This window comes from Streptomyces sp. NPDC037100 (assembly GCF_055606225.1).
Genome location: NZ_JBVJSX010000004.1, coordinates 97,346 through 118,275, shown reverse-complemented (window position 1 = coordinate 118,275; position 20,930 = coordinate 97,346). Strand labels below are relative to the sequence as shown.

General features: G+C 70.3%; 17 protein-coding genes and 1 tRNA gene. 10 read left to right on the top strand and 8 right to left on the bottom strand.

Going from position 1 to position 20,930, the window contains the following annotated elements:
* The first annotated feature begins 346 nt into the window (after positions 1 to 346).
* The gene (locus ACZ7EG_RS14735; protein WP_471077389.1) at positions 347 to 1,735 is read left to right on the top strand and encodes an NAD(P)/FAD-dependent oxidoreductase; all 1,389 of its coding nucleotides are present in this window, start codon (positions 347 to 349) and stop codon (positions 1,733 to 1,735) included.
* Positions 1,736 to 1,963: 228 nt separating this feature from the next.
* The gene (locus tag ACZ7EG_RS14730) at positions 1,964 to 3,271 is read left to right on the top strand and encodes a class I SAM-dependent methyltransferase (protein ID WP_471077387.1); all 1,308 of its coding nucleotides are present in this window, start codon (positions 1,964 to 1,966) and stop codon (positions 3,269 to 3,271) included.
* 77 nt (positions 3,272 to 3,348) lie between these two features.
* Here ACZ7EG_RS14730 and ACZ7EG_RS14725 read toward each other — a convergent pair whose 3' ends face one another.
* Positions 3,349 to 5,883: an ABC transporter permease gene (locus tag ACZ7EG_RS14725; RefSeq protein WP_471077384.1), complete on the bottom strand. Its 2,535-nt coding sequence runs from the start codon at positions 5,881 to 5,883 to the stop codon at positions 3,349 to 3,351.
* A gap of 48 nt (positions 5,884 to 5,931) precedes the next feature.
* Complete coding sequence (locus tag ACZ7EG_RS14720; RefSeq protein ID WP_471077381.1) at positions 5,932 to 6,702, bottom strand: ABC transporter ATP-binding protein; 771 nt, start codon at positions 6,700 to 6,702, stop codon at positions 5,932 to 5,934.
* Between the two features lie 414 nt (positions 6,703 to 7,116).
* On the opposite strand from ACZ7EG_RS14720, the gene ACZ7EG_RS14715 reads away from it, so the two are divergent.
* The 3 genes from ACZ7EG_RS14715 to ACZ7EG_RS14705 all read left to right on the top strand — a co-directional run bounded on the left by ACZ7EG_RS14715 (position 7,117) and on the right by ACZ7EG_RS14705 (position 9,579).
* Positions 7,117 to 7,200, top strand: a tRNA-Leu gene (locus ACZ7EG_RS14715).
* Between the two features lie 134 nt (positions 7,201 to 7,334).
* Positions 7,335 to 8,510 (top strand): 4-hydroxybenzoate 3-monooxygenase, encoded by a 1,176-nt coding sequence (locus tag ACZ7EG_RS14710; protein ID WP_471077378.1) that lies wholly within the window; start codon positions 7,335 to 7,337, stop codon positions 8,508 to 8,510.
* 157 nt (positions 8,511 to 8,667) lie between these two features.
* On the top strand, positions 8,668 to 9,579 hold the full coding sequence (locus tag ACZ7EG_RS14705; RefSeq protein WP_471077375.1) for a Bax inhibitor-1/YccA family protein: 912 nt from the start codon (positions 8,668 to 8,670) through the stop codon (positions 9,577 to 9,579).
* Positions 9,580 to 9,651: 72 nt separating this feature from the next.
* On the opposite strand, the gene ACZ7EG_RS14700 is transcribed toward ACZ7EG_RS14705, so the two are convergent.
* A complete protein-coding gene (locus tag ACZ7EG_RS14700) occupies positions 9,652 to 9,882 on the bottom strand; it encodes a DUF4287 domain-containing protein (RefSeq protein WP_003990751.1) in 231 nt (76 codons plus the stop codon).
* A gap of 101 nt (positions 9,883 to 9,983) precedes the next feature.
* On the opposite strand from ACZ7EG_RS14700, the gene ACZ7EG_RS14695 reads away from it, so the two are divergent.
* Positions 9,984 to 10,289, top strand: a complete 306-nt coding sequence (locus ACZ7EG_RS14695; protein ID WP_471077372.1) for a hypothetical protein — start codon at positions 9,984 to 9,986, stop codon at positions 10,287 to 10,289.
* A 53-nt stretch (positions 10,290 to 10,342) separates the two neighbouring features.
* Here ACZ7EG_RS14695 and ACZ7EG_RS14690 read toward each other — a convergent pair whose 3' ends face one another.
* The 3 genes from ACZ7EG_RS14690 to ACZ7EG_RS14680 form a co-directional block, all read right to left on the bottom strand.
* Positions 10,343 to 11,125: a hypothetical protein gene (locus ACZ7EG_RS14690; RefSeq protein WP_471077369.1), complete on the bottom strand. Its 783-nt coding sequence runs from the start codon at positions 11,123 to 11,125 to the stop codon at positions 10,343 to 10,345.
* Between the two features lie 273 nt (positions 11,126 to 11,398).
* Positions 11,399 to 12,619, bottom strand: a complete 1,221-nt coding sequence (locus ACZ7EG_RS14685; protein WP_471077366.1) for an acetyl-CoA C-acetyltransferase — start codon at positions 12,617 to 12,619, stop codon at positions 11,399 to 11,401.
* A 162-nt stretch (positions 12,620 to 12,781) separates the two neighbouring features.
* Positions 12,782 to 13,807, bottom strand: a complete 1,026-nt coding sequence (locus tag ACZ7EG_RS14680) for an SGNH/GDSL hydrolase family protein (protein ID WP_471077363.1) — start codon at positions 13,805 to 13,807, stop codon at positions 12,782 to 12,784.
* Between the two features lie 159 nt (positions 13,808 to 13,966).
* Between ACZ7EG_RS14680 and ACZ7EG_RS14675 the strand changes: the two genes are divergently transcribed.
* Entirely contained in the window at positions 13,967 to 15,355 is a 1,389-nt protein-coding gene (locus tag ACZ7EG_RS14675) for a cystathionine beta-synthase (protein ID WP_471077360.1), read from the top strand.
* Positions 15,356 to 15,808: 453 nt separating this feature from the next.
* Here the strand turns inward: ACZ7EG_RS14675 and ACZ7EG_RS14670 are convergent, their stop codons facing one another.
* Positions 15,809 to 16,234: a hypothetical protein gene (locus ACZ7EG_RS14670; protein WP_471078782.1), complete on the bottom strand. Its 426-nt coding sequence runs from the start codon at positions 16,232 to 16,234 to the stop codon at positions 15,809 to 15,811.
* Between the two features lie 248 nt (positions 16,235 to 16,482).
* Between ACZ7EG_RS14670 and ACZ7EG_RS14665 the strand changes: the two genes are divergently transcribed.
* Complete coding sequence (locus tag ACZ7EG_RS14665; protein WP_471077357.1) at positions 16,483 to 16,920, top strand: NfeD family protein; 438 nt, start codon at positions 16,483 to 16,485, stop codon at positions 16,918 to 16,920.
* Between the two features lie 31 nt (positions 16,921 to 16,951).
* The gene (locus ACZ7EG_RS14660) at positions 16,952 to 18,046 is read left to right on the top strand and encodes an SPFH domain-containing protein (RefSeq protein ID WP_471077353.1); all 1,095 of its coding nucleotides are present in this window, start codon (positions 16,952 to 16,954) and stop codon (positions 18,044 to 18,046) included.
* 35 nt (positions 18,047 to 18,081) lie between these two features.
* Here ACZ7EG_RS14660 and nhaA read toward each other — a convergent pair whose 3' ends face one another.
* Positions 18,082 to 19,377: a Na+/H+ antiporter NhaA gene (gene nhaA / locus ACZ7EG_RS14655; protein ID WP_471077349.1), complete on the bottom strand. Its 1,296-nt coding sequence runs from the start codon at positions 19,375 to 19,377 to the stop codon at positions 18,082 to 18,084.
* A gap of 248 nt (positions 19,378 to 19,625) precedes the next feature.
* Here nhaA and ACZ7EG_RS14650 point away from each other — a divergent pair, with 248 nt between their 5' ends.
* A complete protein-coding gene (locus ACZ7EG_RS14650) occupies positions 19,626 to 20,894 on the top strand; it encodes a cation:proton antiporter domain-containing protein (protein WP_471077346.1) in 1,269 nt (422 codons plus the stop codon).
* Positions 20,895 to 20,930: the final 36 nt, after the last annotated feature.

The window sequence follows — 20,930 nt, the reverse complement described above, 5'->3', positions numbered from 1 at the left end:
CCGGAAAAGTTCGTGAAGTTCTTCACAAGGAATTCGGCCCTCACGGGCGACGAGAGCGGCCCCGTTGACCCGTCCGGGGGCTGAACAGGCCTTTGAACATGTTCAGAAGCGTGGTATGGAGGGGTTCGGGGAGATGTCCGGAGCGGCTCCCGGGCAGGCCTCACGGAGGCCTCTCGGGCACAGAGAGGCAGCTCACGCGGCATTGACAACGCTTCGGGGTGCACAAAGGAGCCCGGTTGTCACCATGACGTGGATCACGCGGGCCGCGGAGGATAGCACACACCCCGGCAGAGCTTGTGAAGGGGCGCACGAGCCACCCCCCTGAGACGGGTGGATACTCGATGGCATGAGCACCACGGAGCGTCCCAGGATCCTCGTAGTAGGCGGTGGGTACGTAGGCCTGTACGCAGCTCGGCGCATCCAGAAGAAGATGCGCTACGGCGAGGCGACCGTCACGGTCGTCGACCCCCGGTCGTACATGACCTACCAGCCCTTCCTCCCCGAAGCCGCCGCCGGCAACATCTCCCCGCGCCATGTCGTCGTCCCGCTGCGACGCGTGCTGCCCAAGGCGGAGGTTCTCACCGGCCGGGTCACCACCATCGACCAGGACCGCAAGGTCGCCACGGTCTCCCCGCTGGTCGGCGAGGCCTACGAGCTGCCCTTCGACTACCTGGTGATCGCGCTCGGCGCGGTCTCCCGCACCTTCCCGATCCCCGGCCTCGCCGAGCAGGGCATCGGTATGAAGGGCGTCGAGGAGGCCATCGGCCTGCGCAACCACGTCCTCGAGCAGCTCGACAAGGCCGACTCCACCACCGACGAGGAGATCCGCCGCAAGGCGCTCACCTTCGTCTTCGTGGGCGGCGGATTCGCCGGTGCGGAGACCATCGGCGAGGTCGAGGACATGGCCCGCGACGCGGCGCAGTACTACAAGAACGTGTCCCGCGAGGACATGCGCTTCATCCTGGTCGACGCCGCCGACAAGATCCTCCCCGAGGTCGGCCCCAAGCTCGGCAAGTACGGCAAGGAGCACCTCGAGGGCCGCGGCGTCGAGGTCTACCTGTCCACCTCCATGGACTCCTGCGTCGACGGCCACGTGGTGCTGAAGAACGGCCTCGAGGTCGACTCCAGCACCATCGTCTGGACCGCCGGCGTCAAGCCCAACCCGGCCCTGGCCCGCTACGGCCTGCCGCTGGGCCCCCGCGGTCACGTCGACTGCGAGCCGACCCTCCAGGTCAAGGGCACCGACTACATCTGGGCCGCCGGCGACAACGCCCAGGTCCCGGACCTCGTCGGCCGCAAGGCGGGCAACGAGAACGCCTGGTGCCCGCCGAACGCCCAGCACGCGCTGCGCCAGGCCCGGGTCCTCGGCGACAACGTGGTGTCCGGCATGCGGGGCTTCCCGCAGAAGGACTACTCGCACGCCAACAAGGGCGCGGTGGCCGGTCTCGGCCTCCACAAGGGCGTCGCGATGATCGTCATGGGCAAGATGAAGATCAAGCTCAAGGGCCGTCTCGCCTGGTACATGCACCGTGGCTACCACGGCCTGGCCATGCCGACCTGGAACCGCAAGATCCGCGTCTTCGCCGACTGGACGCTCGGCATGTTCCTCAAGCGCGAGGTCGTCTCGCTCGGCGCCATCGAGACGCCGCGCGAGGAGTTCTACGAGGCCGCCAAGCCGGCCCCGGTCGCCGCGGCGCCGAAGGAGAAGACCGAGGAGAAGGCCAAGGCCTCCTGACCTCCGGTCGGTCATCCCTCTGACGAAGGGCCTCCCGCCATCCGTGGTGCGGGAGGCCCTTCGGCGTGTGCGGGTCCGGGTCCTCCGGCGTGTCGGGCCGGCCGCGTCCGGGCGGGCGAAGGGGCCGGTTTTGCCCAGACATGACGCGTGCCGGGGACTGCGCCGAAGCCCCGCAGGTGTTTACGTGGTGTCGGACATTCCGGGATTCCCGTCACGGAGGTGTACACCATGGCAGACGCCGCGCCGCGGCTGCAGGGCCTCTTCACACAGTTGCTGGGAGTACCGCTCCCGGTGCGCATCCGCGCATGGGACGGTTCGCAGGCCGGCCCGCCGGGCGCGCCGACCCTGGTCGTACGCAACCGCCGTGCGCTGCGCCGCCTGCTGTGGAAGCCGGGCGAACTGGGCCTGGCCCGCGCCTGGGTGGCGGGGGACCTCGACATCGAGGGCGACCTTTATGCGACCCTCGATCTGCTGGCCGGTCTCATCTGGGAACGCGGCGAGGACGCCCGCACCCTCGCCCAGGCCCTGCGCGACCCCGAGGTACGCGCCGCCGCCCGCGGACTGGTCAAGCTCGCCGGACTCCCGTTGCCGCCCGCCCCGCCCCGCGAGGAGGCCCGCAGTCCCCGCCGCCATCTGCACACCAAGCACACCGACCGACGCGCCATCAGCCACCACTACGACGTCGGCAACGACTTCTACGAGATCGTCCTCGGCCCGTCCATGGTGTACTCCTGCGCCTACTGGCCCGCCCCGGACAGCACCCTCGAACAGGCCCAGCACGACAAGCTCGAACTCGTCTGCCGCAAACTCGGCCTGAGACCCGGTCAGCGGCTCCTCGACGTCGGCTGCGGCTGGGGCTCCATGGCCGTCCACGCCGCCCGCGAGCACGGTGTGCGCGTCGTCGGCGTCACGCTCTCCCAGGAGCAGGCCGCCCACGCCCGCAAGCGCGTCGCCGACGAGGGCCTCACCGACAAGGTCGAGATCCGCGTCCAGGACTACCGCGACGTCCGCGACGGGCCCTACGACGCGATCTCCTCCATCGGCATGGCCGAACACGTCGGCGCCCAGCGATACCTGGAGTACGCCGACGACCTGTACAACCTGCTCAAGCCCGGCGGGCGGCTCCTGAACCACCAGATCGCCCGCCGCCCGCAGCGCGACGAGACGACGTACAGCGTCGACGCGTTCATCGACTCCTACGTCTTCCCCGACGGCGAGCTCCAGCCGATCGGCAGCACCGTGGACCGGCTGGAGCGCGCCGGGTTCGAGGTGCGCGACGTCGAGGCGATCCGCGAGCACTACGCCCTCACCCTGCGCCAGTGGGTGTCCCGCCTGGAGGCCGACTGGCGGCGTGCCGTCCAGCTGGCCGGTCCCGGCCGCGCCCGCGTCTGGCGCCTGTACATGGCGGCGTCCGCGCTGGCCTTCGAACGCAACCGCATCGGCGTCAACCAGGTCCTGGCCGTGCGGACGCCGGACTCGGGCGCCTCCGGGATGCCGTTGCGGGCCCGCACCTGGGGTGCGCCCGGCCGCGGTTGATCCGCACTCGGCGCCGAAGGGCCGGGCTCCCCGTCGCGGGGGAACCCGGCCCTTCGGTGTGCCGCTGCGCGGCGAGGTCACTCGGCCTTGATCGCGTTCAGCATGTTCAGCCGGGCGGCGTTGCGGGCCGGCCACAGCGCGGCCAGGACGCCCACCAGACCGGCCAGCACCAGGAAGATCCCGATCCGGTCCCAGGGCAGGACCAGCGCGTACCCCGGGATCTGGTCGGCGAAGGTCTCGCCGACGGCCCAGCCGAGAAACGCCCCCAGACCGATGCCGACCACCGCGCCGAACACCGAGATGACGACGGCCTCCAGCCGCACCATCCGCTTCACGCGGCGCCGGTCCAGACCGATCGCCCGCAGCATGCCGATCTCCTGCTGCCGTTCGAAGACCGACATCGCGAGGGTGTTGACGACGCCCAGCACCGCGATGATCAGGGCCATCGCCAGCAGGCCGTACATCACGTTCAGCAGGGTGTTGATGGCACCGCCGAACTCGTTGCGGATGTCCTGCTTGTCCATCACGGTGATCGCCGGGTTGTCGCCCAGGGCGTCGATGAGGACCTTCTCGTTCGCCGCGGTCTGGCCGCCGTCGGTCTTCACGAAGATCTGCCGGATGGACGGCTTCGTCTCGTGCCGGTCCACGATCTTCCGGTCGATGAGGACGGGGGAGAGGAACTCGCTGTCCTTGTAGACGGCGCCGACCGTCAGCGTGGCCTTCTTGTCGTCGCCGAAGGTGACGGGGACGGTGTCGCCGGTCTTCCAGCCGCGGCTCTTCGCGGTCTTCTCGGCGACCGCGATCCGGCCCTCGGCGAGCGAGTCCGCGCTGCCGCTGACGACGTCGACGGTCAGGACCTTCTCGATGTCGCCCGGGGTGACGGCCGAGGCGGACACGAAGTCGTCGCCGTCGACCTTGAAGTAGGCGTCCTGCTGCGGCGAGAGGGCGGAGACGCCCTCGGCCTTCCGCAGCGCCGTCAGCGCGGACCGGTCGAGGTCACCGCCGTTGGCCATCGAGACCATGTAGTCGGCCTTGATGTTGTCGGTGGTCATCTTGTCGATGGCCGTGCCGACCGTGACGCCGAGCACCGACAGGCCGGTCACCAGCGTCAGCCCGATCGCCAGCGCCGAGGCGGTGGCTCCGGTGCGGCGCGGGTTGCGGACCGCGTTCTGGCCGGCGAGCTTGCCCGCCACCCCGAAGGGGCCGACGAGCAGCGGACGGACGAGCGCGATCACGGGCCGGGACAGCAGCGGGATCAGGATGATCACGCCGATCAGCGCGAGGAACGCGCCCGCCCCGATGTACATCCGGCCGTCGTCGCCGCCGGTCGAGGCACCCGCCACGATCCCCGTCGCGCCCAGGGCGGTGACCACCGCACCGATGGAGTTGCGCAGCACCAGCGACTTGGTGGTGGCCACGGCGTGGACGCTGTTCATGGCCGCCACCGGCGGGATCTTCGCGGCCCGGCGGCCGGGCAGCCAGGCGGCGAACATCGTGAGCAGCACGCCCACCGCGACCGCCGCGAGCACCGGCGTGGCGGACAGGACCAGCGGACCGTCGGGCATCTTCATGTCGAACGCGGCCATGCCGGAGCGCAGTCCGACGGCCAGTCCGATGCCGAGGACGAAGCCGACGACCGAGGCGACCAGGCCCACCAGCGCGGCCTCGGCGAGCACCGAGCGGCTGATCTGCCGGCGGGACGCGCCGACGGCGCGCATCAGGGCGATCTCCTTGGTGCGCTGGGCCACCAGCATCGTGAAGGTGTTGGAGATCAGGAAGATCCCGACGAAGAGCGCGATGCCCGCGAAGCCGAGCAGGACCTGCTTGAGGTTGCCCAGGCCCTGTTCGATCTGCTCGGCCTGCTCGTCGGCGAGCGCCTGACCGGTCTGCGCCTCGGCGGTGTCCGGCAGCAGCGGCTTGACCGCGCCCAGGATCCTCGTGTCGTTCGCGCCGGGGGCGGCGGTGACGGTGGCGCTCTCGAAGTAGCCCGGCTTCAGGTACTGCTTCTGGGCGACGGCGGTGTCGAAGAGGACGAGGCTGCCGCCGGCGTTCACGGCGCCGTCCTCGGTGGTGAACACCCCGCTGAGGGTGTACTCCTTCACCGGGCCGTTGGTCGCGACGCGCACCCGGTCGCCGACCTTGTACTCGCCCTTGGCCGCGGAGTCCTCGTCCAGGGCGATCTGGTCGTCCTTCACCGGGCCGGAGCCGTCGGCGAACGTGTAGGCGGGGTCCTTGCCGTCCTTGCCGGGGGCGAAGTTGGAGCCCTTGTTGGACCAGCCGACGCCGATCAGCTTCCCGTCGGGGTCGGCGACCCCGGCGAAGCCCTCGACGCGGCCGTACACCCCGGCGACGCCGTCCACGGCGGAGATCCTGTCGAGAGCCTTGCCGGTCAGGCCCGGCTCCTCCTTCGGGTTGTCCGGGTCGGCGTACGAGGTGACGGAGACGGCGACGTCGTCGTAGCTCTTGGCCGACTGGTTGCGGAAGGCGTTGGAGAGGGTGTCGGCGAAGACCAGGGTGCCCGAGACGAACGCGACGCCGAGCATCACGGCGAGGACGGTCATCAGCAGCCGGGCCTTGTGCGCAAGCACGTTGCGCAAGGCGGTACGGAACATGGGTTTCTCAGTCCAGTGGGATCGGGCCGGTGTGGGGTCGAGGGGGCGTCAGCTCGTGCGGCCCTTGGCGTCGAACGCCTTCATGCGGTCGAGCACGGAGTCGGCCGTCGGCCCGTGCATCTCGTCGACGATCCGGCCGTCCGCGAGGAAGACCACCCGGTCCGCGTAGGCGGCGGCCACCGGGTCGTGCGTCACCATCACCACCGTCTGCCCCAGCTCCCGCACGGAGTTGCGCAGGAAGCCCAGCACCTCGGCGCCGGAGCGCGAGTCGAGGTTTCCGGTGGGCTCGTCCCCGAAGATGATCTCGGGCCGGGAGGCCAGCGCCCGGGCCACGGCGACGCGCTGCTGCTGGCCGCCGGACAGCTGGGACGGCCGGTGGCCGAGCCGGTCCGCCAGACCGACCATCCGGATCACGGAGTCCAGCCACTCCTTGTCCGGCTTGCGCCCCGCGATGTCCATCGGAAGGGTGATGTTCTCCAGGGCCGTGAGGGTCGGCAGCAGGTTGAACGCCTGGAAGATGAAGCCGATCTTGTCCCGGCGCAGCTTGGTCAGCTGCTTGTCCTTCAGCGAGCCGAGCTCGGTGTCGCCGATGCGCACCGACCCGGAGGAGAAGGAGTCGAGGCCGGCCACGCAGTGCATCAGGGTGGACTTGCCGGAGCCGGAAGGGCCCATGATCGCGGTGAACTCCGCCTGCCGGAAGTCGACGGAGACGCGGTCCAGGGCGACCACCTGGGTCTCACCCTGCCCGTAGACCTTCGACAGATCCGTGGCGCGCGCGGCCGCTGCGGTGGCCCGGTCGGTGAGGGAAGCGGTGGTCACGGGATGGCACTCCTGTCGGACGGCTGTGCAGGGGAAGGACGTGTTCCATCGTCCGGGTCCCACACCGCCGTGTAGTCCCCCGTTGTTCCGGTTCCGAGGACCGCCTGCGGTCTGACCGCGCGGGGCGGTGTCATACCTGGGGATGACGAACGCCCCTGAGGAGCCCCGGTGTCGGGACGGATGCTTCCGGGTGTCGAGAACAGGTGGAGTGCCCTCGTTCAGACGGTGAAATTCCGTCATTCCGCATACGCGGCCGACCGCCGCACGCAAGGCTATTGGCAAGTGCGGATGGCCTGTTCCGTGTGCTGATGCACCCTCAGACGTCAATAAAATAAGACAACATCGGTCCACGCTTCCGCAGTTCGGGGGACCCGTCCGGATAGTCTCGGAACCTCGATGCGGAGCCCACGGCCTGCCCGGATGGTGGAATGCAGACACGGCGAGCTTAAACCTCGCTGCCCCTTCGCGGGCGTGCCGGTTCGAGTCCGGCTCCGGGCACCTTCCGATCCCTGTGCGGTCCATTGAAGAGTTCGCGGTGTGCCCGTTGACAGCGGCCGCATGCCGTCGGAGACTCACACCCACATGGTGAAGGAAATTTCACCTGACGAACGTGGATGAGAAGAGGTCGTCCGATGCGCACCACCGTCGGCATCATCGGAGCGGGCCCCGCCGGCCTCCTCCTCGCCCGGCTGCTCCACAACGCCGGCATCGACGCGGTCGTCCTGGAGAGCCGCGACCGCTCCTACGTCGAACGGCGGCAGCGCGCCGGGATCCTGGAACAGGGCACGGCGGACGTGCTGCGCGCGGCCGGCGCCGGGGAGCGCATGGACCGCGAGGGACTGCGCCACGACGGCATCGAGCTCCGCTTCGACCGCAGCCGCCACCGCGTCGACTTCCCCGCCCTCACCGGCGGCCGGTCCGTGATGGTCTACGCGCAGACCGAGGTCTGCAAGGACCTCATCGCCCTGCAGCTTGCGGACGGCGGGCCCCTGCTCTTCGAGGCGGAGGCGCTGGCCGTGGAGGACGCCGGCACCGACGCCCCGCGGATCCGTTTCCGGCACGAGGACCGCGAGGACGTCCTGGAGTGCGCCTACGTCGTCGGCTGCGACGGCTTCTGGGGCGTGGCCCGCAAGGCGATCCCCGCCGGACTCACCCGGATCTTCGAGCGGACGTACCCCTTCGGGTGGCTCGGCATCCTCGCCGACGTGCCGCCTTCGCACGACGAGCTCGTCTACGCCCGCCACGACCGCGGTTTCGCCCTGCTCTCCATGCGCTCCCCGGCCGTCTCCCGCCTCTACCTCCAGGTGCCCGACGGCACCGACGCCGGGACGTGGAGCGACGAGGAGATCTGGGACGAACTGGAGCGCCGGTTCGAGACCGCCGACGACTGGCGCCTGGAGCGCGGCCCGATCACCCAGAAGTCGGTCACTCCCATGCGCTCCTACGTCCACGAGCCCATGCGCCACGGCCGCCTCTTCCTCGCCGGTGACGCGGCGCACATCGTCCCCCCGACCGGGGCCAAGGGCCTGAACCTCGCCGTCGGTGACGTCGTGACCTTCGCCCGGGCCCTGATCCACCGGCAGGAGACCGGATCGGCGGAGCTGCTCGACGCCTACTCCGCGACCTGCCTGCGCCGTGTCTGGCAGGCCGAGCGGTTCTCCTACGACATGACGACCCTGCTGCACCGCGCACCCGGCGCGACGCCCTTCGAGGACCGGCTCCAGCTCGCCCGGCTGGAGCGCATCGCCTCCTCCCGCGCCGCCGAGACGGACCTGGCGGAGGGTTACACGGGCTTCCCCTTCGGGTGAGTCCGCGGACGACCCCTCCGGTGAGGGGAATCACCACGCCACGTAGCGTGTTGCGCAGCACGACGAGGGAAAGATCCTCCCCAAGCAGTAGGGTCATTCCTTTGCCTACCTATTACTCTTGAGCCAAGGCCACGCCTGGTGGCCATGGAGGAGTGAAATGAGGAGCAGAAACCCGGTCTTCTCGCGACGGGGGTTCAGCCGCGACAACGGCTACGCGGGCTTCAACACCGCGCCGCAGGCCGGGGGTCCCGCTGTCGCCACCCAGGGCAACCCGTACGCCCAGCCGACGGGCAACCCGTACGCGCAGAACCCGTACGCGCAGAACCCTTACGCCCAGCAGCAGGACCTGCAGTACGGCGCGCCGCCGCAGGCCCCGGCCACCACCGGCCGGATGACCATCGACGACGTCGTCCTGCGCACGGCGAGCACGCTCGGCGTGCTCATCCTCACCGCGGCGCTCTCCTGGGCCCTGCTGCCGATCGACGAAGCCAACATCGGCCGTAGCTACGGCATCGGTATCGGCGCCGCGCTGATCGGCATGGTCCTGGCGCTCGTGCAGTCCTTCAAGCGCAAGGCCTCGCCCGCGCTGATCCTGACGTACGCCGCGTTCGAGGGTGTCTTCCTCGGCGTCGTGTCCAACATCGTCGACACCCACATCGCCGACGGTGCGGCCATGCAGGCCGTGATCGGCACCATGGCGGTCTTCGCCGGTGTGCTGATCGCGTACAAGGCCGGCTGGATCCGCGTCAACCGCCGCTTCTACGGCTTCGTGATGGCGGCCGCGCTCGGCTTCATCCTGCTGATGACCGTGAACCTGCTGTTCGCGGTGTTCGGCGGCGGTGACGGCCTCGGCTTCCGCAGCGGTGCCCTCGGCGTCGTCTTCGGCGTCATCGGCATCATCCTCGGTGCCTGCTTCCTCGCCCTGGACTTCAAGCAGGTCGAGGACGGCGTCGCCTACGGCGCCCCGCGCGAGGAGGCCTGGCTCGCGGCCTTCGGCCTCACGCTGACCCTGGTGTGGATCTACATGGAGTTCCTGAGGCTCCTCTCGATCCTCAACAGCAGCGACTAGTCCTCGACGGTCGTAGCGCGAAGGGCCCCGGCTTCGGCCGGGGCCCTTCGTCGTCGGGGGAGGGTGCGCGTCTCAGAGGAGTTTGCGCGCGGCCCTCCTCAGGTCGTACTCGTGGACGATCGCCTTGGCGTGGCCGTACGCGAGGTTGTGTTCGTGCCGGAGCCAGCTGACCTTTTCCTCGAAGCGGAAGAGCGCCGGGCCTTCGTCGACGGTGCGCAACCAGTCGGAGATCTGACGACCGGTGCAGTGCGGGATGCGGGCGAGCATGTTGCGATGGGTCTCTTCGGAGAAGACTTGGGACATCGGCGCCTCCGGACGCTGGGATGTAAGCCGGTCCTTCAGGTCACCGTGCCTGAGTGTTCGCCCGTTGGCAACAGTCCCGGTGCGGCGCGTACGCTCGCGGCGTGGTTGATACGACGCCTCTGACCCGTGCGGTGGAGCACTTCGCCGATCGATTGAGGGCTGCGCCCCAGAGCCGGTTGCAGCGGGGCGCTGCCACTGAGGCTCTGGAGCTGGCCCGGGAGTTGGCCCGGAGGGCGCAGGTCCTCGAGGGCCTGGAGCCTCGGGAGATGCCGGATGCGGGGATGTTTGCGGCAGCAGATCAGATCACCGTGGCCGGGCATGATCTGGCGGTGGTGATTCCTGCGGCCGCCGATGTCGACGAGGCGGTGCGGTTGGTGGAGGAGGCGCAGAAGCGGGCGGGGGTCTAGCGCCGCTCGCGGGTGCGGGCGCGTTGTGCTTGTTCGCGCAGTTCCCCGCGCCCCTAAAGGGACGCGATCACTCGGTCGGCCAGGATGTAGACGTTCTCCTCGCCGCACGCGAACGTCAGGGTGTAGGCGCCCGAGATGCCGGAGCCGCCCAGGAGGACCGGGGTGGCGCCCGCGCGGAGGGCCGCGGCGAGGTGCTCCGCCGTCTCCCGGTGGCCCGGGGTCATGCACAGGGTCGTGCCGTCGGCGAAGACGTAGACGTCCAGCGTGCCCAGCGGCCCGGGCCGCACGTCCGTCAGCTCGACGCGGGAGGAGGCCAGCTCCTCCAGGGTGGCGACGGTGCGCTCGTGGTCGTTCACGACCGGCGACTGGGCTGGCACGAAGTCGGGGTGGGAGGGGTGGCGACGGCGGGCCGCGGCCAGCTCCGGGGACTCGCCGACCGGCTCCTCGGTGTCCGCGCCGGGCTCGGACACCGGCTCCAGACCCGCGAAATCGGCCTGGCGGGGCAGAAACAGATCGTGCTCGGGCAGGCCCAGCATCGGAGGTGCGTCGGAGGCGTCACGGGCCTCCTGGGCGGCCCAGAACGCCCGCGCCTCGGCGAGCTCCCGCTCCCGCTCCTCGGCGAGTGCCGCCGCCACGGCGGCACGTATCTCATCGGCGTCGGCAGTGGTACGAGCGGCGGGCAGCAGCGCACGGGTGGTGGCGGCGCGGCTCTCGGCCAGCGCCGTGTGCAGGGCCGCGACCTGTCGGCGCAGCTGCAGGACGGTGCGCAGGACGGCGACGCCCACGGCGCCCGTGGCGGCCGTGGTGACCAGCAACGCGATCGGCATGGCGCTCACTGACGTACTCCCGGTTCAAAGTCGACCCCCGACTTCCTACATCAGCTTGAAGGGCGGACTAACCAGCTGTCAGTGCGTAACGTCACGAAACGGACAGGGCTTCGGTGTCGGGGGAGGGGGTGGGGCTGCTGTGACCTGCGCTTCTCCCCTGTCAGAGGGAGATAGGTCACATCCTGGGGGAGATTGGATCACAAAACAGCCCAGAACCCTGGTGTTTCCAGGGTTCTGGGCCCAAGGCTCACAGCGGGTGCTATAGCGGCTACGGCCTGCCGCTCAGCTGAGGCGCTCGATGACCATGGCCATGCCCTGGCCGCCGCCGACGCACATCGTCTCCAGTCCGAACTGCTTGTCGTGGAACTGGAGGGAGTTGATCAGCGTGGTCGTGATGCGGGCGCCGGTCATGCCGAAGGGGTGGCCGACGGCGATCGCGCCGCCGTTGACGTTCAGCTTCTCCAGCGGGATGCCCAGGTCGCGGTAGGAGGGGATCACCTGGGCGGCGAACGCCTCGTTGATCTCGACCAGGTCGATGTCGTCGATGCCCAGCCCGGCGCGGCGCAGCGCCTGGTTGCTGGCCTCCACGGGGCCGAGGCCCATGATCTCGGGCGAGAGGCCGGAGACGCCGGTCGAGACGATGCGGGCGAGCGGGGTGAGGCCGAGCTCGCGGGCCTTGGTGTCGGACATGATCACGAGGGCCGCGGCGCCGTCGTTCAGCGGACAGCAGTTGGCGGCCGTGACCATGCCGTCGGGGCGGAAGACCGGCTTGAGGCCCTGCACACCCTCCAGGGTGACGCCGGCGCGGGGACCGTCGTCCTTGGAGACGACCGTGCCGTCGGGGAGGGTGACCGGGGTGATCTCGCGCTCCCAGAAGCCGTTCTTGATGGCTTCCTCGGCGAGGTTCTGCGAGCGGACGCCGAACTCGTCCATGTCCTGGCGGGTGACGCCCTTGGTGCGGGCCAGGTTCTCGGCGGTCTGGCCCATCGCGATGTACGGGTCGGGCAGCAGGCCGTCCTCGCGCGGGTCGTGCCAGGTCGAGCCCTCGGACTCGGCGACCGCGGCGGTGCGGGCCTCGGCGTCGGCGAAGAGGGGGTTGTGCGTGTCCGGAAGGCTGTCGGAGTTGCCCTTGGCGTAACGGGAGACCGTCTCGACGCCGGCCGAGATGAAGACGTCGCCCTCACCGGCCTTGATGGCGTGCAGGGCCATCCGGGAGGTCTGCAGGGAGGAGGAGCAGTACCGGGTGATGGTGCAGCCCGGCAGGTGGTCCATGCCCATCTGCACGGCGACGACGCGGCCGAGGTTGTGGCCCTGCTCGCCGCCGGGCAGGCCGCAGCCGAGCATCAGGTCGTCGATGTCCCTCGGGTCAAGCTCGGGGACCTTGGCCAGTGCGGCCTGGATGATCGTGGCGGTCAGGTCGTCCGGTCGCACGTCCTTCAGGGAGCCCTTGAAGGCGCGGCCGATGGGGGAGCGGGCGGCTGAGACGATCACGGCTTCGGGCATCACGGCTCCATTGACGTACCGGGTGGTCTGGCAGGGCTGACTGGGAAGTTACCCGTACGTATGGCCTGGGTCACGGGTGTCACGGTGTGACCCTGACCGCAGTTTCCAAGCGCTTGCTTTGCTGCTCTTCCTTTCTGCTCCCCGGTGCGTTTCTTCCGCTCCTCAGTTCGAAGGGCTCGCAGGGGCCGGTTCCTGCTCGGGTACCCGCCGGCGCCGCCGGCGCTTCAGCAGGGCCCACGGGCCGCGCGGCCCGCTCGGCATCGCCGCCGCGACCTCCGTGCCCGCCTCCGAAGCGGCCTCCGCCGCCGCCCGTGCCACCGGCAGGAAGCCCTCGCGGCGGGAGGCGTCCGGGCGCTCCTCCTCGGCGGGCCACAGGCCCAGGGACGCGCAGACGGTCGGCAGGACCGCCATCGCCGCCGTCGCGTAGCCCTCCGCGGAGGGGTGGTAGCTGTCCGGGCCGAACAGCTCACGCGGGTTCTCCGCGAACTCCGGGCCCAGCAGGTCGCCCAGCGACACGGTGCGGCCGCCCTGTTCGACGACTCCGATCGTCTGGGCCGCCGCCAGCTGGCGGGAGGCCCGCCGGGCCAGCCAGCGCAGGGGCTGCCGGACCGGCTCGATCGTGCCGAGGTCCGGACAGGTGCCGACCACGACCTCCGCACCGGCCGTGCGCAGCCGCCGCACCGCCGAGGCCAGACAGCGCACCGAGCGGGTCGCCGGCATGCGGTGGGTGACGTCGTTCGCCCCGACCATGATCACGCAGATGTCGGGCACCGGAGCGGGATCGGCCAGCACCAGGGACACCTGACGGTCCAGGTCGTCCGAACAGGCCCCCGGGGACGCCACCGTGCGCAGCTCCACAGGGCGCTCCGCCAGCGCGGACAGCCCCGACGCCAGCAGCGCCCCCGGCGTCTGCCCGCCCCGGTGCACGCCCTGGCCGGCGGCCGTGGAGTCACCCAGCATCGTCAGCCTCAGCGGCGCCCCGGCCGGACCGGCGTACGTACGGCCGTACAGCCCGTCCGCGTGCGGCACATGAGGGGACGTGCCGTTGCCCACCCGGCGCCGCGCCAGCTGCACCTCGGCCAGCACCAGCCCCAGTGCGGCCGCCCCGGCCAGACCGACCCCGCCGCCGCCGTACGCCGCGCCGGCCGCGATCCGCCGGGCCACCCTCGCCCTCGACATGCTCGTCATGCGTCGCTGCCACCTCCTCGAACCCGTACACCCAGTGCTTGCCCCGTACAGCCCGTCGCCCAATCTCAACGAGGAGTGAACGACCGTCACGGACCACCGGCAGGCCATAGGCTGGCGGCACCACTAGGACCACTTCTTTTGCGGCATCCGGAGACAACGGTGCATTTCCACGACTCGATGATCAGCCTCGTCGGCAACACCCCGCTGGTGAAGCTCAACAGCGTGACCAAGGGCATCAGGGCTACCGTCCTGGCCAAGGTGGAGTACTTCAACCCCGGCGGTTCGGTGAAGGACCGCATCGCCCTGCGCATGATCGAGGCGGCGGAGGAGAGCGGCGCGCTCAAGCCCGGCGGCACGATCGTCGAGCCGACCAGCGGCAACACCGGGGTCGGGCTCGCCATCGTCGCCCAGCAGAAGGGGTACAAGTGCATCTTCGTGTGCCCCGACAAGGTGAGCACCGACAAGATCAACGTGCTGCGCGCCTACGGTGCCGAGGTCGTCGTCTGCCCGACGGCCGTCGACCCCGAGCACCCGGACTCCTACTACAACGTCTCGGACCGGCTGGTCCGTGAGACGCCCGGGGCCTGGAAGCCGGACCAGTACTCCAACCCCAACAACCCGCTCTCCCACTACCACTCGACCGGCCCCGAGCTGTGGGAGCAGACGGAGGGGAAGATCACCCATTTCGTGGCGGGCGTGGGCACCGGCGGCACCATCTCCGGGACCGGCCGCTACCTCAAGGAGATCAGCGACGGCTCGGTGAAGGTCGTCGGCGCCGACCCCGAGGGCTCCGTCTACTCCGGCGGCTCCGGCCGGCCCTACCTCGTCGAGGGCGTCGGTGAGGACTTCTGGCCGACCGCCTACGACCGGACCGTCGCGGACGAGATCGTCGCCGTCTCCGACAAGGACTCCTTCCAGATGACCCGCCGCCTGGCCAAGGAGGAGGGCCTCCTGGTGGGCGGCTCCTGCGGCATGGCGGTCGTCGCCGCTCTGGAGGTCGCCGAGCGGCTCGGCCCGGACGACGTCGTGGTGGTCCTGCTGCCGGACAGCGGCCGCGGCTACCTCAGCAAGATCTTCAACGACGAGTGGATGGCCGACTACGGCTTCCTGGAGGACACGGGCCCGAGCGCCCGGGTCGGCGACGTCCTGAACGACAAGGAGGGCGACCGCATGCCCTCCCTGGTCCACATGCACCCGGAGGAGACGGTCGGTCAGGCCATCGAGGTGCTGCGCGAGTACGGCGTCTCGCAGATGCCGGTCGTCAAGCCGGGCGCCGGCCACCCCGACGTGATGGCGGCCGAGGTCGTCGGCTCGGTCGTGGAACGCGAGCTGCTGGACGCGCTGTTCAGCAAGAGCGCCTCGCTGGAGGACCCGCTGGAGAAGCACATGTCCGGCCCGCTGCCCCAGGTCGGCTCCGGCGAGCCGGTCGCGGACCTGATGGCCGTGCTGGGCAAGGCGGACGCGGCGATCGTCCTCGTCGAGGGCAAGCCGACCGGTGTGGTCAGCCGGCAGGACCTGCTGTCCTTCCTGGCGCGCACGGGGAAGTGACGGCCAACCTCCGGTGAACTGCCGGTGAACCGGGCGGATTTGCGGCGTCCGTGATCTCCTCCGACTTCGCGGAACCGGTACGCGGGTGTCACGTCCGCGCAGCACCCGCTTAACACGGGTCCTGCACATTGGTGGGTGTCGGCAGGGGCGGGAGCGGCTCCCCGTCCAGGCCGGCACCGAGCGGCGTCGAAGGACCTCCGGAGCGGCTCCCGGACCTCCATGGACGCCACGGACGCGCAAGCCCGGCCTGACCAGGCCCGCGTCCTTCGCGGGGACCGCCGTCGTCCCGCCCCCCGTTCACGGGGGTGCGGCGGTCCCCGCGCATCTCTCTCGCCCCGTCATGTCTCCCGCGGTCCCGCAAGAGGACTGCCGGCGAGCCGGCCTCGCCGGCAGTCCGCGGCAGATCGTCGCGCTGCGGACGCGGCAGGTCCGAAGCGGGCCGGGGCCGGGCCCTCAGTCCTCCCAGTCACTGTCCCGCAAGGACTTGGGGCGGCGGCCGAAGAGGTTCGGGTTGGTACGGGCCGCCTGGGCGACGTTGATGCCGACGATGCCCGCCCAGGCGACCAGCAGGCCGGGCAGCTGGGCCAGGGCCCCGCCGATCGCGGACAGCGGCACCGCGAGGACCAGGGAGACGATCCCGAAGCCGAACCGCTCGCCCCAGGAGTCCGTGGCCCTCGGCGACAGGGAGTCCCGGGCCGTCTGCATCTGCTGCTCGGCGAGTTGCCGGCGCACCCGGCGCTCCACCGCGCCGTCGATCCGCTGGTCGACCTTCTCCAGGAAGGAGTCGACCAGCACCGACTCGTAGTCCTCGCCCAGTTCCCTGCGGGCGTGCAGGGTGGCGTCGAGTTCCTTCTTCAGGTCGGCGTCCCGCGCGTCCATTCCCGTCATGCGGTCCACCGTAGAAAGCGCTGCTCTCGGCCGCACTGGGGTTAGCCCCCCTGTCCCGCCGGGGGATACCGGTCGTACCGCTGGGCTGTGGCCCCGCGCGAGCGGATTCGCGCCGCTGGTGACTGCTCTTGTTCCCCGTAGGAAGTGGTTCAACGATCAAGAATCACTGTTACCCCGTGTCTGTCCGGAGTTTCCGGCGGTAGCTTGGTGGAGAAAGCCCCAAAAAGGAGGGCGATTCGATGGCGTGGTTCGCGTGGCTGCTCGCCGCCGCAGCACTGGGTGTCGCGGAGTTCTTCACTCTGACCCTGGTCTTCGGGCTCCTGGCGGGTGCCGCGTTGGTCGCCGCCGTCGTCGCCGGTGTGGGCATCGGCGTACTGGGCCAGTTCGTGGCTCTTGGAATAGCGGCGGCCGCGGGCCTGCTCGTCGTCCGTCCTGTCGCGTTGCGGCAGATGACACAGCAACCCCTCGCCCGTGACGGCAGCGACGCGCTGATCGGCAAGCGGGCCGAGGTCATGCAGGAGGTCACCGCGACCCGCGGCCTGATCAAGCTCTCCGGCGAGGAGTGGTCCGCCCGCGCGCTCGACGAGAGCCTCGTGATTCCGGTGGGAGCGCTGGTGGACGTCATGGAGATCGAAGGCGCCACGGCCATCGTCTACCCCCGCGAGCTCCTTCCGTGAACGGCTGAACGCACAGCTACGGAGGCACACTGTGGAACCAGTTGTCGTTCTCGCCCTGGTGGCGGCCATCGTCGTCGTCTTCCTCGTGGCCTCCAGTGTGCGGATCGTGCCGCAGGCGCGCCGCTACAACATCGAGCGGTTCGGCCGCTACCGCCGGACGCTGCAACCGGGCCTGAACCTGGTCGTGCCGGTGGCCGACCGGATCAACACCAAACTCGACGTGCGCGAGCAGGTCTATTCGTCCGACCCCAGGCCGGTGATCACCGAGGACAACCTCGTCGTGAACATCGACACCGTGCTCTACTACCAGATCACCGACCCGCGGTCGGCGGCGTACGAGGTCGCCGACTACCTCCAGGCGATCGACCAGCTGACTGTGACCACGCTCCGGAACGTCATCGGCAGCATGGATCTGGAGGAGACGCTCACCTCGCGTGAGGAGATCAACTCCCGGCTGCGCGCCGTCCTCGACGACGCCACCGGCAAGTGGGGCATCCGGGTCAACCGGGTCGAGATCAAGGCCATCGATCCACCGCACACCATCAAGGAGGCGATGGAGAAGCAGATGCGGGCCGAGCGGGACAAGCGCGCGGCCATCCTGCACGCCGAAGGGGAGCGGCAGGCCAAGATCCTCACCGCGGAGGGCACGAAGCAGAAGGACATCCTGGAGGCGCAGGGCACGCAGCAGGCCATGATCCTTCGGGCGGACGGTGAGGCGAAGGCGGTGGAGCTCGTCTTCCAGGCCGTCCATCGCAACAACGCCGACGCGAAGATCCTGGCCTACAAGTATCTGGAGACGCTGCCGCACCTGGCGAACAGCGACAACAACACGTTCTGGGTGATCCCGGGGGAGCTGACCGAGGCGATCCGGACCGTCACCACCGCGTTCGGCGACCAGTCGACGGCGCCACCGCAGGAGGCAGCCGGCGCCGGCGCCGACCACGCGTCGGCCGAAGGCGGGACCCCAGCACTCGACGCAGGCTGGTCGGTTTCGCTCGACGCTGCCGCGGCGGCCGACGAGGCCGGGAAGCAGGCCGCCGCCGCGGTGAGCGATGCCAAGGCCGAGGCGGAGGCCGCGAAGTCTCCCCAGACACCGCGCCGGGGGCAGACGTCCGGCGATGGCTGAGCCCACCCCAGGGTGACGGCACGGCGCCGGTCAGGTCATGTGCCGCCGGCCCCCGTGCGCTGGTAGACGTCGGGGATGCCGTCGGCGTCCTCGTCGAGGTTCTCCTCCTCGTACAGGCGCCGGTACACGGCGTTCCTGCGGCGCAGGAGGCCGGTGGCCAGCAGGGCGGCGGTGAGCGAGGCGATCAGGACGGCGGCCTTGACGTGCTCGCCGACGGCCGTGCCGGGGAAGGCCAGCTCGCCGATGAGCAGGGCGACCGTGAAGCCGATGCCGGCCAGCGTCGCCAGGGCGAGGACGTCGGCCCAGGCCAAATCCGGGTTGAGCCGGGCCCGGGTGAAGCGGGCGGCGAGGTAGGTGCCGGCGAAGATGCCGAGGATCTTGCCCGCGACCAGGCCGAGGATCACGCCGAGGGGTTCGGGGGTGGTGAAGACCTTGCCCAGTGCGTCGCCGGAGACACTGACCCCGGCTGCGAACAGCGCGAACAGCGGCACGCACAGGCCGGCGGAGAGCGGGTGCAGGAGATGTCCGGTGCGTTCCGAGGGCGACTCGGTCTCGTCCTCGTCGCGGACCGTGCGCAGGATCAGGCCCATGGCGACTCCCGCGACGGTGGCGTGGATGCCGCCGTTGTACAGCAGCGCCCAGATGACCACTCCGAGCGGCACGTACCACCACCAGCCCCGCACTCGTCGCCGCTGCAGGACGTAGAAGACGACGAGCCCGGCGAACGCGCCCGCCAGCGCCCAGTAGTTCAGGTCCGAGGTGAAGAAGAGGGCGATGATCAGGATCGCGCCGAGGTCGTCGACGACCGCGAGGGTCAGAAGGAAGGCTCGCAGGGCGGTCGGCAGGTGGGTGGAGATGACCGCCAGGACCGCCAGGGCGAAGGCGATGTCGGTGGCCATCGGCACCGCCCAGCCGTCCATGCTGCCGCCGCCGGCCGCGATCGTGGAGGCGTAGAAGGCGGCGGGGACGGCCATGCCGCACACGGCGGCGATGACCGGCAACGCGGCCGTAGCCGGGGTGCGCAGCGAGCCGACGACCAGCTCACGCTTCAGCTCGATCCCGGCGACCAGGAAGAAGACCGTCAGCAGCCCGTCGGACGTCCAGTGGCCGACCGAGAGGTCCAGGCCCAGTGCGGGTATCCCGAAGTGGAAGTCGCGGATGGTGGTGTAAGCGCCGCTGATCGGGGTGTTCGCCCACACCAGAGCCACCACCGCCGCGGCCAGCAGGACGAGGCCGCCCACCGTCTCGGTGCGCAGGGCCCGGGCCACTGCCTGTCGTTCGGGCCAGGGGAGAAGACCGAGGAACGAGTTGCGGGGCGGGGTGGCGGTCAAGGCGGCGAACCTCCGGGGGCGGCGAAACGGGCACACGGCCCTACGGACGCCGACCAGACTTCCCGGCACACCCCGCGTCTCATTGACGCGTTCTGCACACCCTAACCGGAGCGGGTCCATCGGCCCACCCCCACCTTGTCCGCCGCAAACGAGCAGGCAGCGAGCTGGGTGACGCGCTCGGGCGAGGCGTCGGGGGTAACGGGGTACACACGTGACCTGAGAGAAGCGTGTCGGGCAGGAGGGCTGCGGTGACGCTTTCGGACGTGGTCTACGTCTGTCTGGGCTTGGGGGCTCTGGCTGCGGCCGTGCTGCCCCGGGTGGTATCCAAGCGGCCGTTGTCCCTGCCCATGGTTTTCCTCGCCGCGGGAGTTCTCATCGAGCTCCTGCCGGTGGGCGTGCCGGCCGTGGACCCTGTACATGATCGGCTGTGGGTCGAGCACACCACCGAGGTGTGTGTGATCGTGTCTCTGATGGGCGCGGGGCTCGCCATCGACCGGCCCTTCGGATGGCGCCGGTGGTCCGGGACGTGGCGGTTGCTGGGCATCACGATGCCGCTGACGGTGGCGGTCATCGCCCTGCTGGCGTGGGGGCTGCTCGACTGGCCGCCCGCTGCCGCCCTGCTACTGGGCGCCGTGCTCGCGCCCACGGATCCCGTGCTGGCCGGTGAGGTGCGCGTGGGCGAGCCGCTCGGTACCGAGCGCGACGAGGACGAGGTGCGGTTCTCCCTGACCAGCGAGGCGGGGCTGAACGACGGACTCGCCTTTCCGTTCGTCTACGCCGCCCTCGCCCTCGCCGCGGCGGCCGGCACGGGGTGGTCGGCGGACTGGATCGGTTCGTGGGCGCTGACCGACCTGCTGGGCAAGTGCGCTGTCGGGCTGGCCGTCGGGGGCGGCGTCGGCTGGCTGCTCGGGTGGATGTTCTTCCGGGTGCGTACGTCGGTGCTGCGGCTGTCCGAGCACATGGAGGGCTTCGTGGCGCTGGGAGCCACCTTCGTGTCGTACGGCATCGCCGAGGTGCTCCACGGCTACGGCTTCCTGTCCGTGTTCGTGACGGCCTGCGTCATCCGGGCCGCCGAGCGCAGTCACGGCTATCACAAGGTGCTGCACGAGTTCACCGAGCAGATCGAGCGGTTGCTCACGGCCGTGCTGCTGTTCCTGCTCGGCGGCTACCTGGTGGCCGGCGCCTTGTCAGCCCTGACGCTGATGGGCGCGCTGCTGGGCGTGCTGGTGCTGCTGGTCGTACGGCCGCTGACCGGATGGGTGGCGCAGGTACGGACCGCCATGGGGCGGAAGGAGCGTGCCGTGGTCGCCCTGTTCGGGATCCGGGGCATCGGCTCGCTGTTCTACCTGGCCTACGCGCTGGGGCAGGACTCCTTCGGCGGCTTGGAGCGGGAACTGTGGGCCGTCGTGGCCCTCACCGTGGTGGTCTCGGTGGTGCTGCACGGCGTCATGGCGACCCCGGCCATCGGCTACCTGGACCGGCGACGCGACAGGGCGGAGCTCGGCAGTCGGTCGTAGGCGGCTGTTCGCAGGCCGTCAGTCGTAGCGGCAGAC